Annotated in this window: 19 protein-coding genes; 10 read left to right on the top strand and 9 right to left on the bottom strand. The window is 65.6% G+C overall.

What is annotated here, in order from left to right; all coding sequences use genetic code 11:
• Positions 1-78 precede the first annotated feature (78 nt).
• The 4 genes from ychF to VGR99_RS07335 form a co-directional block, all read right to left on the bottom strand.
• Positions 79-1,176, bottom strand: a complete 1,098-nt coding sequence (ychF, locus tag VGR99_RS07350) for a redox-regulated ATPase YchF (protein WP_326897658.1) — start codon at positions 1,174-1,176, stop codon at positions 79-81.
• A gap of 5 nt (positions 1,177-1,181) precedes the next feature.
• The gene (pth, locus tag VGR99_RS07345) at positions 1,182-1,787 is read right to left on the bottom strand and encodes an aminoacyl-tRNA hydrolase (RefSeq protein WP_326897657.1); all 606 of its coding nucleotides are present in this window, start codon (positions 1,785-1,787) and stop codon (positions 1,182-1,184) included.
• Positions 1,788-1,845: 58 nt separating this feature from the next.
• Positions 1,846-2,568 carry a 50S ribosomal protein L25/general stress protein Ctc gene (locus VGR99_RS07340; protein WP_326897656.1) on the bottom strand — a complete coding sequence of 241 codons (723 nt, stop codon included), beginning with the start codon at positions 2,566-2,568 and terminating at the stop codon, positions 1,846-1,848.
• A gap of 261 nt (positions 2,569-2,829) precedes the next feature.
• The gene (locus tag VGR99_RS07335) at positions 2,830-3,081 is read right to left on the bottom strand and encodes an accessory factor UbiK family protein (RefSeq protein WP_326897655.1); all 252 of its coding nucleotides are present in this window, start codon (positions 3,079-3,081) and stop codon (positions 2,830-2,832) included.
• 179 nt (positions 3,082-3,260) lie between these two features.
• Between VGR99_RS07335 and VGR99_RS07330 the strand changes: the two genes are divergently transcribed.
• The 8 genes from VGR99_RS07330 to VGR99_RS07295 all read left to right on the top strand — a co-directional run bounded on the left by VGR99_RS07330 (position 3,261) and on the right by VGR99_RS07295 (position 10,864).
• The gene (locus VGR99_RS07330) at positions 3,261-3,992 is read left to right on the top strand and encodes a dienelactone hydrolase family protein (RefSeq protein ID WP_326897654.1); all 732 of its coding nucleotides are present in this window, start codon (positions 3,261-3,263) and stop codon (positions 3,990-3,992) included.
• Between the two features lie 14 nt (positions 3,993-4,006).
• On the top strand, positions 4,007-4,849 hold the full coding sequence (gene lgt / locus VGR99_RS07325; protein ID WP_326897652.1) for a prolipoprotein diacylglyceryl transferase: 843 nt from the start codon (positions 4,007-4,009) through the stop codon (positions 4,847-4,849).
• A gap of 21 nt (positions 4,850-4,870) precedes the next feature.
• Positions 4,871-5,986, top strand: coding sequence for a class I SAM-dependent methyltransferase (locus tag VGR99_RS07320; protein WP_326897651.1), 1,116 nt, complete (start codon positions 4,871-4,873; stop codon positions 5,984-5,986).
• The gene (gene pgeF, locus VGR99_RS07315; RefSeq protein ID WP_326897650.1) at positions 5,986-6,753 is read left to right on the top strand and encodes a peptidoglycan editing factor PgeF; all 768 of its coding nucleotides are present in this window, start codon (positions 5,986-5,988) and stop codon (positions 6,751-6,753) included. The genes VGR99_RS07320 and pgeF overlap by 1 nt, the downstream gene beginning before the upstream one ends.
• 119 nt (positions 6,754-6,872) lie before the next feature.
• The gene (locus VGR99_RS07310) at positions 6,873-7,502 is read left to right on the top strand and encodes a hypothetical protein (protein ID WP_326897649.1); all 630 of its coding nucleotides are present in this window, start codon (positions 6,873-6,875) and stop codon (positions 7,500-7,502) included.
• A 194-nt stretch (positions 7,503-7,696) separates the two neighbouring features.
• Positions 7,697-8,650: a ribose-phosphate pyrophosphokinase gene (locus VGR99_RS07305; protein ID WP_326897648.1), complete on the top strand. Its 954-nt coding sequence runs from the start codon at positions 7,697-7,699 to the stop codon at positions 8,648-8,650.
• Between the two features lie 154 nt (positions 8,651-8,804).
• Positions 8,805-9,833 (top strand): putative zinc-binding metallopeptidase, encoded by a 1,029-nt coding sequence (locus VGR99_RS07300; protein WP_326897647.1) that lies wholly within the window; start codon positions 8,805-8,807, stop codon positions 9,831-9,833.
• Positions 9,830-10,864, top strand: a complete 1,035-nt coding sequence (locus tag VGR99_RS07295) for a D-alanine--D-alanine ligase family protein (RefSeq protein WP_326897645.1) — start codon at positions 9,830-9,832, stop codon at positions 10,862-10,864. Before VGR99_RS07300 ends, VGR99_RS07295 begins: the two co-directional genes overlap by 4 nt.
• An 8-nt stretch (positions 10,865-10,872) precedes the next feature.
• Here the strand turns inward: VGR99_RS07295 and VGR99_RS07290 are convergent, their stop codons facing one another.
• Positions 10,873-11,982, bottom strand: a complete 1,110-nt coding sequence (locus tag VGR99_RS07290) for a serine hydrolase (RefSeq protein WP_326897644.1) — start codon at positions 11,980-11,982, stop codon at positions 10,873-10,875.
• 113 nt (positions 11,983-12,095) lie between these two features.
• Here VGR99_RS07290 and VGR99_RS07285 point away from each other — a divergent pair, with 113 nt between their 5' ends.
• Complete coding sequence (locus VGR99_RS07285) at positions 12,096-12,425, top strand: PadR family transcriptional regulator (protein WP_326897643.1); 330 nt, start codon at positions 12,096-12,098, stop codon at positions 12,423-12,425.
• Positions 12,422-12,994 carry a DUF1700 domain-containing protein gene (locus VGR99_RS07280; protein ID WP_326897642.1) on the top strand — a complete coding sequence of 191 codons (573 nt, stop codon included), beginning with the start codon at positions 12,422-12,424 and terminating at the stop codon, positions 12,992-12,994. Before VGR99_RS07285 ends, VGR99_RS07280 begins: the two co-directional genes overlap by 4 nt.
• A 3-nt stretch (positions 12,995-12,997) precedes the next feature.
• On the opposite strand, the gene VGR99_RS07275 is transcribed toward VGR99_RS07280, so the two are convergent.
• Genes VGR99_RS07275 through VGR99_RS07260 form a run of 4 tightly spaced genes read right to left on the bottom strand, consistent with a single transcriptional unit; the run spans position 12,998 to position 16,385 of the window.
• The gene (locus tag VGR99_RS07275; RefSeq protein ID WP_326897641.1) at positions 12,998-13,456 is read right to left on the bottom strand and encodes a carbon monoxide dehydrogenase subunit G; all 459 of its coding nucleotides are present in this window, start codon (positions 13,454-13,456) and stop codon (positions 12,998-13,000) included.
• Between the two features lie 6 nt (positions 13,457-13,462).
• Positions 13,463-14,302, bottom strand: a complete 840-nt coding sequence (locus VGR99_RS07270; RefSeq protein ID WP_326897640.1) for an XdhC family protein — start codon at positions 14,300-14,302, stop codon at positions 13,463-13,465.
• 11 nt (positions 14,303-14,313) lie between these two features.
• Positions 14,314-15,522: a VWA domain-containing protein gene (locus VGR99_RS07265; RefSeq protein WP_326897639.1), complete on the bottom strand. Its 1,209-nt coding sequence runs from the start codon at positions 15,520-15,522 to the stop codon at positions 14,314-14,316.
• Entirely contained in the window at positions 15,519-16,385 is an 867-nt protein-coding gene (locus tag VGR99_RS07260; protein ID WP_326897638.1) for a MoxR family ATPase, read from the bottom strand. Before VGR99_RS07260 ends, VGR99_RS07265 begins: the two co-directional genes overlap by 4 nt.
• Positions 16,386-16,490: the final 105 nt, after the last annotated feature.

Here is a 16,490-nt window from a genome sequence, read left to right as displayed (position 1 = left end):
GTCTGCAGTCAAGACTTCTGGGCCCCGGCTCTGCAGCGCACCGCAAGAGCGCTGCGCTGCGTCCGGGGCACGAGACCCTTACGTATTAAACCTGAAATGCATCACGTCGCCGTCGGCGACGACGTATTCCTTGCCCTCGAGGCGGAGCTTGCCGGCATCGCGGGCGCCGGCTTCGCCGTTCAGCGCGACGTAATCCTCATACGCGATGGTCTCGGCGCGGATGAAGCCTTTCTCGAAGTCGGTGTGGATCACACCGGCCGCGCCCGGCGCCTTGGTGCCGCGATGGATGGTCCAGGCGCGCGCCTCCTTCGGGCCCACCGTGAAATAGGTGATGAGCTGGAGCAGCGAGTAGCCGGCGCGGATCAGGCGATCGAGGCCGGCCTCTTCGAGGCCCAGCGTCTCCAGGAAGTCGGCGCGCTCCTCGCGCGAGATGGTGGCAATCTCGGATTCGATCTTGGCGGAGATGACGACGGCAACGGCACCTTCCTTCGCCGCCTGCTCCTCGACCGCCTTGGAGAAGGCATTGCCGGTGGCAGCCGAGCCTTCCTCGACGTTGCAGACATAGAGCACGGGCTTTGACGAGAGCAGGCCGAGCATGGCGAACGCCCGCTCCTCCTCCGCCTTGCGCTCGACGAGCCGCGCGGGCTTGCCGTCGCGCAGCAGCACCAGCGTACGGTTGACGAGGTCGAGCTGCTCCTTGGCGTCCTTGTCGTTGCCCTTGGCCTTCTTGGAGAGGTTGTCGACGCGCTTCTCGAGGCTGTCGAGGTCGGCGAGCATCAGCTCGGTCTCGATGGTCTCGATGTCGGCGAGCGGGGCGATCTTGCCCTCGACATGGGTGATGTCGGAGTCCTCGAAGCAGCGCACGACATGCGCGATGGCGTCGACTTCGCGGATGTTGGCAAGAAACTGGTTGCCGAGGCCTTCACCCTTGGAGGCGCCGCGCACCAGGCCGGCGATGTCGACGAAGGTCAGCCGGGTCGGGATGATCTGCGCCGACTTGGCGATCGCCGACAGCTTGTCGAGCCGCGGATCGGGCACGGCCACTTCGCCGACATTCGGCTCGATGGTGCAGAACGGATAGTTCGCAGCCTGCGCCGCGGCCGTCTCGGTCAGCGCGTTGAACAAGGTCGACTTGCCGACATTGGGCAATCCGACGATTCCGCATTTGAATCCCACGAGCGTTATTCCTTGCCGTTCTCGTCCTTGGTCAAAAATCCCTTCGCCTGCATCGCAAGATGCACCCTGTTGGCAAAGGTCGCGTCGGTGCCTTTGACGATCAGTGCGGCGTGCTCGGCAACCGCGTCGCAGAGCGTCGTCACCCAGTCGTTGTCGGCCTTGGCGAAGTCCGACAGCACATGGCCGTGCACCATCTCCTTGACGCCGGGATGACCGATGCCGAGCCGGACCCGGCGATAGTCGTTGCCGATATGCGCCGAGATCGAGCGCAGGCCGTTGTGGCCGGCGATACCGCCGCCGATCTTCACCCGAACCTTGCCCGGCGGCAGTTCGAGCTCGTCGTGAAACACCGTGGTGTCGCCCGGCGCGATCTTGAAGAAGCTCGCGGCCTCCTGAACGCTGCGACCGGAATCGTTCATATAGGTCGTCGGCTTGAGCAGGATCACGCGCTCAGTGCCGAGCGTGCCTTCCGAGGTCTCGCCCTGAAACCTGCGACGCCACGGCGCAAAGCCATGACGCCGCGCGATCTCGTCGACGGCCATGAAACCGATATTGTGCCGGTTGCGTGCGTATTTCGCGCCGGGATTGCCGAGCCCAACAAAGAGTCGCATGACGCGGCGCGCCCCTCGCTCGGCGCGCGGTCAGGGACCGCGCGCCAGCTTTGAGAGATTACTTCTTCTTGTCGCCGCCGGCGGGAGCCTTGGCAGCAGCGGCAGGCGCAGCAGCACCCGCAGCCGGAGCCGCAGCACCAGCCGCCGGAGCAGCGGCAGCGCCCGGAGCCGCGCCAGCAGCAGCCGCAGCCGCGGCCTTCTGCTCTTCGGCGTAGCCGGACGGCGGCACGATGGTGACGAGGGTCGCGTCCTCGCGGGTCAGCGCCTTCACGCCGGCCGGAAGCTTGACGTCCGACAGATGCAGCGAGTGACCGATTTCCAGCGAGCCGACGTCGGCCTCGATGTACTGCGGAATGCTCTCGACACCGCATTCGAGCTCGATCGCGTGGGCGACGATGTTGACGGTGCCGCCGCGCTTCACGCCGGGCGAACCTTCAGCCTTCACGACATGCAGCGGGACGCTGATGCGGATGGTGGCGCCTTCGCCGAGCCGCATGAAGTCGACATGGATCGGGAAGTCCTTGACCGGATCGAGGTGGTAGTCGCGCGGAATCACGCGGTGCTTCTTGCCCTCGAGGTCGATGTCGACCAGCGTGGTCAGGAACCGGCCGGCGAGGATGCGCTGGCGCAGTTCACGATCTTCGATCGAGATCGTGACGGGGGGCTGGTTGTTACCATAGATCACTCCGGGCACTCTGCCGGCGCGACGCTCAGCCCGGGCGGCCCCCTTGCCGCTCTTCGGACGTGCGGTCGCCTTCAATTCCTTGACGGTCGTCGCCATTGTCTAAGTCCTTGTTTTTGCAAAAGTTAATGGGCCGCAGCGCGGCCCATGGCATAGTCCACAGCAAGCCTCCAGGGGTGCGGGGGCCGTGAACGTGGCGGGCTTTTACCCGGAAGACGCGGAAATGACAAGGAGAATGGGCTGCCGGGCGGACCCGGGTGATCCCCTGTAGCCCGGATGGAGCGGAGCGAAATCCGGGGAGGTCCTGGGGTGCGGCTCCCGGATTGCGCTCCGCTTCATCCGGGCTACGGGGCGCCGGCGTTACCCGCCAACCTTCGCCTCCAGCGCCGCGATGCGCGCCTTCAGGACCTCGTTCTCCTCGCGCGCCAGGCGGGCCATGTCCTTGACCGCCTCGAACTCCTCGCGCTTGACGAGGTCCATGTCGCGCAGGAATTTTTCGGCCTGGGTGCGCATCACGGTGTCGAACTCGCGCTTGACGCCCTGGGCGGCACCGGCGGCGTCGTTCATCAGGCGGCCGATCTCGTCGAAAAACCGGTTGTTGGTCTGGGTCATCTCGGTCTCCTCATCGGTCTCCTGGCGGCTTCCGATAAACTTTGCGCGAACGCTCGAAAAGACAATGGCAATCCGCGCGGAACGGTTCAAGGGCTGATCGGTGGTATCCTTGTCATGCCCCGGTTTCCTTGCAATCGTATTCAACGTCCCTGCATAAGAAGAATCACAAGGCGCACGAGATGATCGACCAGCAGATTGCGATCCCCACCAAGGACGGCCATACCGCAACCTTCATCACCCATCCCGAACGTGGCGGGCCGTTTCCGGTCATCCTGTTCTACATGGATGCGCCGGCGATCCGCGAGGAGCTGCGCGACATGGCGCGCCGCCTCGCGACGTCAGGCTATTACGTGATGCTGCCGAACCTCTATTACCGTTCCGGCGTGATGGAGCTCGGCGCGCTGCCGGCCGATCCGAACGCACCGGAGCGCAAGCGCATGTTCGCGCTGATGGGCTCGCTCACCATCCCCATGATCATGGAGGACACGCGGGCGCTGCTCACCTATGCCGAGGGCCAGGCCGCCGCGAACACGAAAATCGTCGGCACCGTCGGCTACTGCATGAGCGGCCGCTACGCCGTCAACGCCGCCACGCATTTCCCCGATCGCGTCAAGGCCGCCGCCTCGATCTACGGCACGCAGCTTGCGACCGACCAGGACGACAGCCCGCATCTTGCCGCGAACAAGACCAGGGCCGAGCTCTATTTCGCCTGCGCCGAGACCGACATCTATGCGCCGGCCGAGATCATCGAGAAGGTCAGGCAGGGCATGAGCGGCGCCAAGGCCGAGGTCGAGATCTATCCCGGCACGCATCACGGCTTCGCCTTCCCCAAGCGCCCGGTCTATGACCGCGACGCCGCCGAGCGGCATTGGGAGCGGCTGCTGGCGCTCTATCGCCGCAACCTCGTCTAGACATAGAAGGCCTGATGCCGTTCCTGCTCATCGACTTTCCATCGTTCAGTCCGATCGCAGTCGCGATCGGACCGTTCGCGATCCGCTGGTACGCGCTCGGCTATATCTGCGGGATCACGTTCGGCTGGCTCTATGCGCGCTCGCTGATCAAGAAAGACAGGCTATGGGGCGGGGCATCGCCGATCAGTCTGGTGCAGATCGACGATTTCATCCTGTGGGTCACGCTCGGCATCATTCTCGGTGGCCGCACCGGGTACGTCCTGTTCTACAATTTGCCGTTCTTCATCGAGCATCCTTCTGCCATCTTCAAATTGTGGGAAGGCGGCATGTCCTTCCACGGCGGCTTTCTCGGTTGCGTCGTGGCGGTGATGTGGTTCGCCCGGAGGAACGGCATCTCGATCCTGTCGCTCGGCGACATCACCTGCGGCGTTGCCCCGATCGGGATCTTCCTGGTGCGGCTGACCAACTTCATCAACGGGGAGCTGTGGGGCCGCGCAGCCGACCCGAGCCTGCCCTGGGCCATGATTTTCCCGACCGGCGGTGACGTGCCGCGCCATCCGAGCCAGCTTTACGAAGCGGGCATGGAGGGCATCCTGCTGTTCATCGTGCTGGCCGTGATGATCCGGATGGGGGCCTTGAAGCGGCCGGGGCTCATCCTCGGCAGCTTCATCCTGATCTACGGCCTGACCCGCATCGTCGGCGAGCATTTCCGCGAGCCGGACGTCCAGCTCGGCTACCTCTGGGGCGGGTTAACCATGGGCATGCTGTTGTCGATCCCGATGCTTATCGTAGGCCTCATACTTATTGTATTGGCAGTGAGGCGCGGGGCGCCGAAGCCGATCGAGGCCGTTCGTTAATTCATTTCGAGAAAGCACGCCGTGACCGACCAGCCGCTACTCAACGAGATCAAGGCGCTGATCAAATCCTCGGGCCCCATGCCGGTCTGGCGGTACATGGAACTGTGCCTGATGCATCCGCGCTACGGCTATTACGTCTCGCGCGACCCGCTCGGACGGGAGGGCGATTTCACCACCGCGCCCGAGGTCAGCCAGATGTTCGGCGAACTCCTGGGCCTGTGGACGGCTTCGGTGTGGAAGCAGATGGGCTCGCCGCAATTCCTGCGGCTGATCGAGCTCGGCCCCGGCCGCGGCACCATGATGGCGGATGCGCTGCGCGCGCTCCGCGTGCTGCCGCCGCTCTACCAGGCGCTCCAGATCCACATGGTCGAGGTCAACCCGGTGCTGCGCGACCGGCAGAGTGCGACACTGTCGGGCGTGCGCAACGTCGCCTGGCACGACAGCATCGACGACGTGCCGGAAGGACCGAGCATCATCCTCGCCAACGAATATTTCGACGTGCTGCCGATCCACCAGATGGTGAAGCGCGAGCACGGCTGGCACGAGCGCGTGATCGAGATCGATCCCAACGGCAGGCTTCAATTCGGCGCGGCACCCGAGCCGACGCCGCGCTTCGACGTGCTGCTGCCGCCCTTGGTGCGCGCCGCGCCCGTCGGCGCCGTGTTCGAATGGCGCCCCGACGGCGAGGTCATGAAGCTCGCCACGCGCGTGCGCGACCAGGACGGCGCGGCGCTGATCATCGACTACGGCCATCTGCGCAGCGATGCCGGCGACACCTTCCAGGCGATCGCGCGCCACACCTTCACCGATCCCCTGAAAGCGCCGGGCCAGGCCGACGTCACCGCCCATGTCGACTTCCAGGCGCTCGCACGCGCGGCGGAGGATGTCGGCGCGCGCGTGCACGGGCCGGTGACGCAGGGCGACTTCCTCAAGCGCGTCGGGATCGACACCCGCGCCGCCGCCTTGATGCAGAAGGCAACGCCGGAGGTCGCCACCGACATTTCGGTGGCACTGAAGCGCCTGACCGAGACGGGACGCAGCGGCATGGGCTCGATGTTCAAGGTGCTCTGCATTTCCGAGCCGCGATTGTCGGGCATCGCCGGCCTCAGCGATCTCGAACATTCCGGAGGCAATTGATGACTATAGCTTCATCGCTGCTGTCGGGTGTGCCCGGCCTGCGCCATGCCTTCTTCACGCGCGAGGGCGGCGTCTCCGGCGGCATCTATGCCGCGCTGAACGGCGGGCTCGGCTCCAACGACGACCAGACCCTGGTCGCGGAGAACCGCCGCCGCATGGCCGAGCATGTCGGCGTCGCACCGGACCATTTCGTCAGCCTGCACCAGATCCATTCGCCGGACGTGCTCGTCGCCGAGACGCCGTGGCCGAGCGGTCCGCGGCCGAAGGGCGATGCGCTGGTGACGAAGACACCCGGCATCGCGCTCGGCGTCTCCACCGCCGATTGCGGTCCGGTGCTGTTCGTCGATCCCAACGCGCGCGTCATCGGCGGCGCCCATGCCGGCTGGAAGGGTGCGCTCACGGGCGTGCTGGAATCCACCATCGCGGCGATGGAAAAGCTCGGCGCCACCCGCAGCGGCATCATCGCCGCGATCGGCCCGCTGATCCGCCAGGAGAGCTACGAGGTCGGCAACGAGTTCGTGGCGCGCTTCATGGAGGCGGATGCGGACAATGCGATGTTCTTCATCCCGTCGGTGCGAGAGGGCCACGCGATGTTCGATCTCGCCGGCTTCATCCGCAAGCGGCTCGAGGCCGCCGGCATCCTGATGATCGACGACCTTGGCCTCGACACCTACGCCGACGAACGCTTCTTCAGCTATCGCCGCTCGGTGCATCGCAAGGAGCCGGATTACGGCCGGCACGTTCACGCGATTGCGCTGGAGGCGTGAACACACCGGCAACGCCGTCTCATTCCGGGGCGATGCATAAATATCGTGCCCGTAATGCCCCGGATCTGTGTCGCGCCTGCCCTAGACCTTAATCGATTTTAACGATATCGCTGCCCTCAATGAGGGAAGCGTCATCCATCCTGTGCCGCGCGGGTTCGCGCGTGCTGGCGGTCATGCTGCTGGCAGCGGCGGCCGCGCTTGGCGGCTGCGCCGGAGGCGGCGGTAACGCCGCCAACTCCTATGCGATGGCGCCGAGTGCCGGCTCCGGCGCGACCGTCGCCTTCGAATCGATCGACGGACCGCCGCCGCAGGTGTTCGACCGCATGGTCGGCGTGCTCGACAGTGAATCCAAGCTCCGCAGCCTGTCCGTCGTCTCCCGCGAGGGAACGGCCGCCTATCGCGTGCGCAGCTACCTCTCCGCCCAGGTCGTGCGGGGCAAGACCGTGATCGCCTGGGTGTGGGACGTCTACGACGCCAACCAGCAGCGGGCGCTGCGCCTCTCCGGCGAGGAACCGACCACCGCCAAGGGTGGCCGCGATGCCGCGCGTGATCCCTGGCAAGCGGCCGACGACCTCGTGCTGCGGAAGATCGCCCAGGCCGGATTCAGCGGACTTTCCAACATGATCAACGGAACGCCGGAGGCCCCGGGCACGGTTCCGGGCCTGCGGGGACCGGCGGTGGCAAGCGTGATCCCGGAGGCGCCGGCGTCGGACTTGCCGGCCTCCGCGCTTGGCTATGCCGAGCGCTAACCTCCGCTCAACCACGGCCTCAAGTTGCGGCCAAGCCGTTGGCCCGACTCAGGATTTTCAAAGGGAAAACGTAGCATCCCGGGTTGCCATTGCGCCCCCCGGCCTGATATTTGCTCGGCCGTCGTAACCGTGCTGTCAGTGGGTATTTTCTGATGTTGAACGTCGTATCCAGCAAAGCGCGGGAGGAAGCGTCCATGTCGGCCAAGAACGGCTCCATCAAGCTTGTCGCCGGCAACTCCAATCCGGCTCTCGCCCAAGCCATCGCGCAGGGCCTCGACATGCCGCTGACCAAAGCGGTGGTCCGGCGTTTCGCCGACATGGAAATCTTCGTCGAGGTCCAGGAGAATATCCGCGGATCGGATGCCTTCATCATCCAGTCGACCTCGTTTCCGGCGAACGACAATCTGATGGAGCTGCTGATCATCACCGACGCGCTTCGCCGCTCCTCGGCGCGCCGCATCACCGCAGTGATCCCCTATTTCGGCTATGCCAGGCAGGACCGCCGCTCCGGCTCGCGCACGCCGATCTCGGCCAAGCTCGTCGCCAATCTGATCAGCCATGCCGGCGTCGACCGCGTCATGACGCTCGACCTGCATGCCGGCCAGATCCAGGGCTTCTTCGACATCCCGACCGACAATCTGTTCGCGGCCCCCCTGATGGTGCGCGACATCCGCGAACGTTTCGACCTCGGCAAGGTGATGGTGGTCTCGCCCGACGTCGGCGGCGTGGCCCGCGCCCGCGGCCTCGCCAAGCGCATCAACACCCCGCTCGCGATCGTCGACAAACGCCGCGAGCGTCCGGGTGAATCCGAAGTCATGAACGTGATCGGCGACGTCTCCGGCTACAGCTGTATCCTGGTCGACGACATCGTGGACTCCGGCGGCACGCTGGTGAACGCGGCCGACGCGTTGATCGCCAAGGGTGCCAAGGACGTCTACGCCTACATCACCCACGGCGTGCTCTCCGGCGGCGCGGCTGCCCGCATCGCCGGCTCGAAGCTGAAAGAGCTCGTCATCACCGACTCGATCCTGCCGACAGAGGCGGTGACAAAGGCCCCGAACATCCGCACGCTGCCGATCGGCAGCCTGATCTCGGACGCGATCGCGCGCACCGCCGCGGAAGAGTCGGTGTCGAGCCTGTTCGACTGATTTCTTCGCCTCTCCCCGCAAGCGGGGCGAGGGAGTGCGCGCGTCTCCCATCCCTCACTCCGACGCGCCGCAGCACGCCTCACAGGCCCCGTGGGTTGTTGCCCGCCGCCGCCCATGACATCATCCGGATATCGAGTCACCACCGGGATGCCTGATGCCGCGCCGGAAATTCGCTTGGGAAAAGCTGTCGGACGAGCAACTGCTCCAGCAGCGCCTGAGTAGCCTGAAGGTCACGGTCGAAGGCACCTGGCTCGAAGACTGCGTTGCCACGCTCCACGAGGAGCTCGAAGAGCGGGGCATCCGGCTGCGGCCGCACACCTGGATCTCGAGCGAATGGTTCAGTCCGGGAGACGTGCCCGGCATCGCGCTGCCCTTCTATCTCGCCCATCCCCGCCTGATGAAGCTCGAGAAGAAGATGATGTTCGACGTCGAGGGCGGAACCTGGCGCGAGTGCATGGCCATCCTCCGTCACGAGGCCGGCCATGCGCTGCAGCACGGCTACCAGCTGCAGCGCCGCCGGCGCTGGCAGCAGCTGTTCGGTCCGTCGTCAAAGCACTATCCGCGCTACTACCGGCCCAACCCGGCGAGCCGGCGTTACGTCCAGCATCTCCGGCTCTGGTACGCGCAGAGCCACCCGGACGAGGATTTTGCCGAGACCTTCGCGGTGTGGCTGCGGCCGCGCTCGAACTGGCGGACCCGATATGCCGGCTGGCCGGCACTGAAGAAGCTCGAATATGTCGACGAGCTGATGGGCGAGATCGCGGGAAAGCGGCCGCTGATCACGACGCGAGAGCGTGTCGATCCCCTGAGCAAGCTCAGCCAGACGCTCGAAGACCACTACAAGAAGAAGCAGGCCTTCTACGCCTTCACGCCGCCGAAGACCTACGACCGCGACCTCTCCCGGCTGTTTTCCGCCGATCCACGGCATCATCGCTTCAAACCCGCTTCGAGCCTGATCAGGCGGCATCGCGCCCAGATCAGGCAACTGGTCGCGCGGTGGACGGGCGAAAACCAGCTCACGCTCGATGCCGTGCTCGACGAGATGATCTCCCGCTGCCGCGAGCTCGATTTGCGCGCGGTCGGCCCGGAGCAAAAGCTCGTTCTCGATTTCACTGTCCTCGTGACCGCCAAGACGATGCACGCGCTGTTCGGCCCGTCTCGGCGCAAATGGATCGCGCTATGAGACGACTCCGTATTCTCGTGCTGATGCATCCGGACTTCCTGCCGCCGGATTCGACCGACGGATACACGCCCCAGGAGATCAACAACTGGAAGACGGAATACGACGTCGTCAGCACCTTGCGTGCGGCCGGCCATGAGGTCCGCCCGCTCGGCGCGCAGGAGGAAATCAGGCCGATCCGCGAAGCGATCGAGGAGTTCAAGCCGCACGTGGTTTTCACGCTGCTGGAGGAATTCCACAACAACGTCGCCTATGACCAGCACATCGCCAGCTATCTCGAGCTGATGAAGGTGCCTTATACCGGCTGCAATCCGCGCGGCCTGATCCTGGCGCGCGGCAAGGACCTGTCCAAGACGCTGGTGCATCACCGCCGCATCGCGGCGCCCGCTTTTGCCGTCTTCCCGATGCGCCGCAAGGTAAAACGGCCGACGCGCCTTGCGTTGCCGCTGATCGTCAAGGCCCTCAACATGGACGGGTCGTTCGGCATCTCGCAGGCCTCCATCGTCGATACCGACGAGAAGCTGGTCGAACGGGTCGCCTTCATCCACGATCGCGTCGAGACCGCCGCCATCGCCGAGCAGTTCATCGAGGGGCGCGAGCTCTATGTCGGCGTGCTCGGCAACAACCGGCTGCGCGTGCTGCCGGTGTGGGAATTGAAATTCGGCAGCATGGGCGGACGCAGCTCACGCCACATCGCGACCGAAAAGGCCAAGCACGACACCGACTATCAGGAGCGCGTCGGCATCGTCGACGGGCCGGCGAAAGACCTCGCACCCGAAGTCACCGCGCGCATCCAGCGCGCCGCGAAGCGCATCTACCGGGCGCTTGGCCTCGACGGCTACGCGCGCATCGATTTTCGTCTCGCCGCCGACGGCACGCCGTATTTCATCGAAGCCAACCCCAATCCGGAAATCGCCAAGAGCCAGGAGTTCGCCACGGCGGCTCAACATGACGGGCTCAAATACAAGGAGCTCCTGCACCGCATCCTGACGCTCGGGATCAGCCGGGCGAAGGCGGGCGTGTCGCTGGGGTGAGAGTGAATTCAGCCAAAGCTCGGCAGCACCACGTCATTCAGGAGTGCGATCAGCACGGCGGCCTGCTCCTGCCCTGATCGTCCATAATTTCCGCAGTGGATCACGAAGACGAGATCACGCGCCGGAATCACGTACAGATACTGGCCACCCCAGCCGATGCCGCCAAACCAATGCAGCGGCTGCGCAGTGGCGAAGTCGCCCATGTACCATTGATAGCCGTAGTCGCGGCCAACTCTGATCTGGACGACCGGCGTGGTCACATGCTTGACCCAGTCGGCCGGAACGATGGCCTTTCCATTCCAGCTGCCGCCCGCGAGCATGAGCTGGCCGATCTTGACGAGATCGCGTGGCAGCAGACGCGCGCCTGATGCCGCGCGCGGTTCGCCGTCGCGGCCGATGCTCCAGCCGGATGGGCCGAAGCCGAGGGGGTCGAACAGCACGCGGCGGCAATAGGCCGGCAGAGCCTCGCCAGTGCCTTTGGCAATGAGCCGGCCAAGCAGCGCCGTGGCACCGCCGCAATAGGTCCACTTCACGCCAGGCTCGCCGACAATCGGGCGCTCCAGGACGAAGCGATAGCGATCGGGCGCGGCTTCCATGGCCATCTCGCTGTTGCGCGGATCGCCGTAGGGAATAGTGAGCTCATCCCATTCGAGGCCGAGCGTCATCGACAGCACATGATGGATCGTGATCCTGTCGCGGCCGGGCTGCGCGGCGAGATCGGCATATTCCGGAAACTGCGCGTAGAGCTTTGCGTCCGGTGGCGGCACCTTGCCCTCCGCGAGCGCAATGCCATAGGCGAGACCGACGAGGCTCTTCGAGACCGAGCGCAGATCGTGCAGCACGTCAGGGCCGAACACGAGATGGCCGAGCGGCCGGTCCCACCCCTGGTCTGCGCCCTCCCCGTAATGCTCGAGTACGAGCTTGCCGCCCTGGCTCACCAGGAACGCATGAAGGCCGGGCAGCTTGCCGGCCCGCTCCAGTCCGGCGAGACGCTCGGCGGCATCAGACGATGCGGCGACGGCAGGCATGGTCCAAGGGAACGCACATGGCAGAGCCACGCTCGCGCCAAGTCCAGCACCAAGTCCAGCCAGCAGATGACGACGGTTGAGAGAAGCCATGGCTCGTTTCCTCCGGGATGGGATATTCGAGTTACCTTGCAATACTCTGTACCTTGCAATACACAGTACCTTGCTATATAAGCTCCCTTGAAAGCGGTGTAGTCAAGGAGGAAATGGCCGACTCGACGAATCAGGTTCAGCTCAAGAAGGGCGCGCTGGAGCTCTGCGTGCTCGCTCTGCTCGCGCGCGGCGAGAGCTATGCCTATGAGATCGCGAGCACGCTGTCGGCCGGCGTCGGCATGGGTGAAGGAACGATCTATCCCTTGATGCGGCGGATGCAGGATGACGGGCTGGTCGACACCCGCCTCGAGGAATCCAGCAGCGGTCCGCCGCGCAAATACTACCGGCTGACGCCGGCCGGCCGCGCCGCCTTCACCGCGCAGAAGCGCGAATGGCGAAGTTTTTCGGATGCCGTGGACAGGCTGCTCGGAGACGCCAAATGAACCGCGCCGACTTCCTTCATATCCTCGGCGATGGGCTCGCGGGGCTACCGGCGACCGAGATCGACGACATTCTGGCCGACTACGCCGCCCATTTCGAAGAAGCCCGCGCCTCGGGGCGGACCGAACAAGAGGTCGCCTCCGCGCTCGGGGACCCCAGGCGGCTGGCGCGCGAACTGCGCGCCGAGACGGGATTGCGACGGTGGGAGAACCACCACTCCTTCCGCAACTCCACAGCCGCGCTGTTTGCGCTCAGCGGCCTCGCCGTGGTCGACATCATCGTGCTGCTGCCGCTGCTGCTCGCCGTTCTGCTCATCCTGCTGGTGATCGCTTTCGTGATGTGCGTGCTCGGGATCGTCGGCATCGGATTGCTGATCAGCGTCTACAAGCATGTTGGCGACGGACATCTCGTCGCGCTCATCGTGCGCGGGCTGGCAGGCGTCGCGCTGGTGACGACAGGCGCAGGCTTCGGCGCGTTGTTGGCGCTCGGGCTCAATGCCGCCGTCCGGTGGCTGGGCAACTATGCGCGGCTGCACTACCGGCTGCTCAAGCCGGAGCGGACCGAAGCGTGAGCTTCAGCCCGCCTCGGCCTTCGCGCTCACCACGTCCGCAAACGACTTGAAGAACTCCCCCGCAAGCTTCGTCGCGGTCGAGTTGATCAGCCGCGCGCCCAACTGCGCGAGCTTGCCGCCGATCTGCGCATCGACCTCGTAGTGCAGCACCGTCATCTCCGCGCTCTCGGATTCCAGCCGCACCACCGCACCGCCCTTGGCGAAGCCGGCGACGCCGCCGGAGCCCTCGCCCGAGATGCGATAGGAGTTGGGCGGATCGAGATCGGACAGGGTCACCTTGCCACTGAACGTCGCCTTCACCGGGCCGACCTTGAAGACCACGGTGGCGGTCATCTCGTTCGGCGCGGTGACTTCGAGCGACTGGCAGCCGGGGATGCACTGCTTCAGCACGGCGGGATCGTTCAGCGCCGCCCAGACCTGTTCACGCGAGGCGGGGATGCGCTGGCTGTCGTTCATCTGCATGGTCGGTCACTCTCTGCTTGCTGGCTGTTGGGCGGCGCGCTGACCGCGCCGCCGTTCCCTGGTGATCTCGGCGAGGATCGACATCGCGATCTCCTCCGGCGTGATGGCGCCGAGATCGAGCCCGGCCGGCGCCTTGAAATCGTCGATCGCAGCCGCGCTGGCGCCTTCTGCAAGAAGCTTGGCGCGGAGCGAGGCCATCTTGCGGCGGCTGCCGACAAAGGCGTGATATTGGGCTTTGGTCGCGACCGCGGCGCGCAGCGCGGCTTCGTCGCCCTTGCCCTGCGTCGAGACGACGACGAAGCGTTTGGCGTCGTTGAGCTCGCCGAGCTGATAACCATCGATGACGGCGTCGGCATCCGGCTGCGCCGTGAGCTCAGTGGCGGGTGCGGCCAGCGTGACGTGATAGCCGAGCACGCGCGCCTGCGCCGCGAGCGACAGTGCCACAGGGCTTGCACCCAGAATGACCAGCGACGGATGCGGCAGCACCGGCTCGACGAAGATGTCCATCGTCCCCTTGCTCGGGCACATGTTGCTGGCAAAGCGGATGCCGTCGCGGCTCTCGCCGGCGCTGACGCCGAGCTCGGCCAGCAGGTTTTCCGGCTGCACCGACACCATGCGCGGCTCGCCGTCGGCCAGCGCCTCGCGCGCCGCCTTGAGCACCGCGCCTTTGGCGCAACCGCCGCCGATCCAGCCCGCGACGATGGTGCCGTCGGCCGCGATGATCGCCTTGGCACCAGCCTTCGCCGCGGTCACCGAGACCGTACGTACCACCGTCGCCAGCACGAAGGCGCGCTCGGCGGCCTTCATCTGCGCCACGAGATCCAGCACTTCCACATGGGCGGTCATCGCAACATCCCCTAGAGCTTGGCCAGATAGGGCTCGAGTGCGCGCAGGCTTTGCAGCGAATTGGCTGGCGCGTAGAGATCGACATGCGGCAGTGCGGCCTTGATGCCGCGCGCCTCGGGCGTGTAGCCCTCCCACGCCATCATCGGATTGAGCCAGACGATACGGCGGCAGCGCCGGTGCAGCGCTGCCATCTCGCGGCCGAGCAAAGCGGCATCGCCGGTCTCGTAGCCGTCGGACACGATCATCACGCAGCTACGCGAATGGATCACGCGCGCGGCGTGCCATCGGTTGAAGGTCTGCAGGCTCTCGCCGATCCTGGTGCCGCCGCCCGCGCCCTGCGCCATGATGGAGAGACGGTCGAGCGCACGGCCGGCGTCCTTCTCCTTCATCGCATCGGAGACATAGGCAAGGCGCGTGTGGAACAAAAACGCCTCGGCCTCGCGGAACTGGTCGAGCACGCCGTGGATGAAACGCAGGAACACGGCTGTGTACATGCTCATCGAGCCCGAGGCATCGAGCAGCACGACCAGCCGCAGCGGCTTGTCCTTGCGCTGCCGCTTGACGAGGGTGATCGGCACGCCGCCATGGCTGATATTGCGATGGATGGTGCGGCGAAGATCGAGCCGGTAGCCGCGCCGGCGTGCGAGGTCCCGCCGGGTCAGCCGCGTCCGCATGGCCTTGGCGAGTTGCGCAGCGGCCTCATGGGCTTGCGCGACCTGATCGGGATCGCTGAGCTTTCGGAAATCGACCTCCGCAAAGTTCTCGGCGCGCGAGGCGCCTTCCATGCGGCCCTCGCCGGAACGGCCGTCCGGCGCGTCGTCGGAGGACGGAAGCTGGTCGGTGGCGGACTGGCTGCCACCCTGCTCCGCCGACTTGTCCTGCAGGCTCTTCAGCGACGGATTGCTGGCGCCTGGGGCCGAACCCATCGTGCGAGAGCGCGACCGCACGCGCTTGCCCAGCCAGAACGCATCGAACAGCCCATCGAACTTGTCCCAGTCGGATTTGCGCGCCGAGAACAGGTGCTTGAACGCCGCGCGCAGCAGGCCCGGCCGCGCCGCATAGCCCGCCGACATCAGCGTCGCGGCATCCTGCCCTTCGGCCAGCCCAACGCGGAAGCCGGCATCACGCAGCGTGCGCAGGAAGGCGGCAAGCCTCGCGGACACGAGGCGCGAGACCTCGTGGAGGTCGTCATATCCGGGGCTGGAGCCACAGCAGCTCATGCGACCCTCCCCAGCAGGCGCTGCGTCACCTCGGGTGTGACGCGGGCGCGGTCCTCGTGGGTCTTGAGCAGGCAGACCAGCGTCTCCTGCACAATCTCGGGCGCGTCGTGGAGATCGCGGATGTCGAGACCGACGAGAGCGGCTGCCCAATCCAGCGTCTCCGCGACACCCGGGACTTTGCGCAGCTCCTCCTTGCGCACGCCCTCGACCATGCGCGCGATCTGGAGCGACAGCGACGGGCTCGCGCCTGCGACCCGCGCGAGAATGATGCGGGTCTCGCGATCGACGTCGGGGTAATCGACATAGTGATAGAGGCAGCGCCGGCGCAAGGCGTCGGAGAGCTCGCGCGTGCCGTTCGAAGTCAGCACGACATGCGGGACGGTGACCGCAGGGATGGTACCGAGCTCGGGGATCGAGACCTGGAAGTCCGACAGCAGCTCCAGCAGAAAGGCCTCGAACTCGTCGTCGGCGCGATCGATCTCGTCGATCAGCAGGACCGGCGCCTGCGGCCGGCGGATCGCGGCGAGCAAGGGACGCTCCAGCAGGTATTTTTCCGAGAACACCTGGTCCTCGATGCTGTCGGTGCCGCGATGCGCCTGGATCGCCAGCAACTGCCGCTGGTAGTTCCACTCGTAAAGCGCGGCGGATTGATCGAGGCCTTCATAACATTGCAGCCGGATCAGCTCGGTCGCGTGCACTTTTGCCAGCGCCTTCGCCACCTCGGTCTTGCCGACGCCCGCCTCGCCTTCCAGCAACAGCGGACGCCGCAACAATTGCATCAGCGAGATCGCGGTCGCGAGATCCGCATCGGCGATGTAGCCCGATGCGGCCAAGGCTTGCGCGATCTCGTCTCGGTTTTTCATCTCCGTATTCCTCCGTCATTGCGAGCGAAGCGAAGCAATCCAGGAATGCCACGGCAAAGAAAGTCTGGATTGCTTCGTCGCTTCGCTCCTCGCAATGACGACAAC

The organism is Bradyrhizobium sp., assembly GCF_035935975.1.
Classification (GTDB): domain Bacteria; phylum Pseudomonadota; class Alphaproteobacteria; order Rhizobiales; family Xanthobacteraceae; genus Bradyrhizobium.
This window is presented reverse-complemented; position numbering and strand designations above follow the sequence as displayed.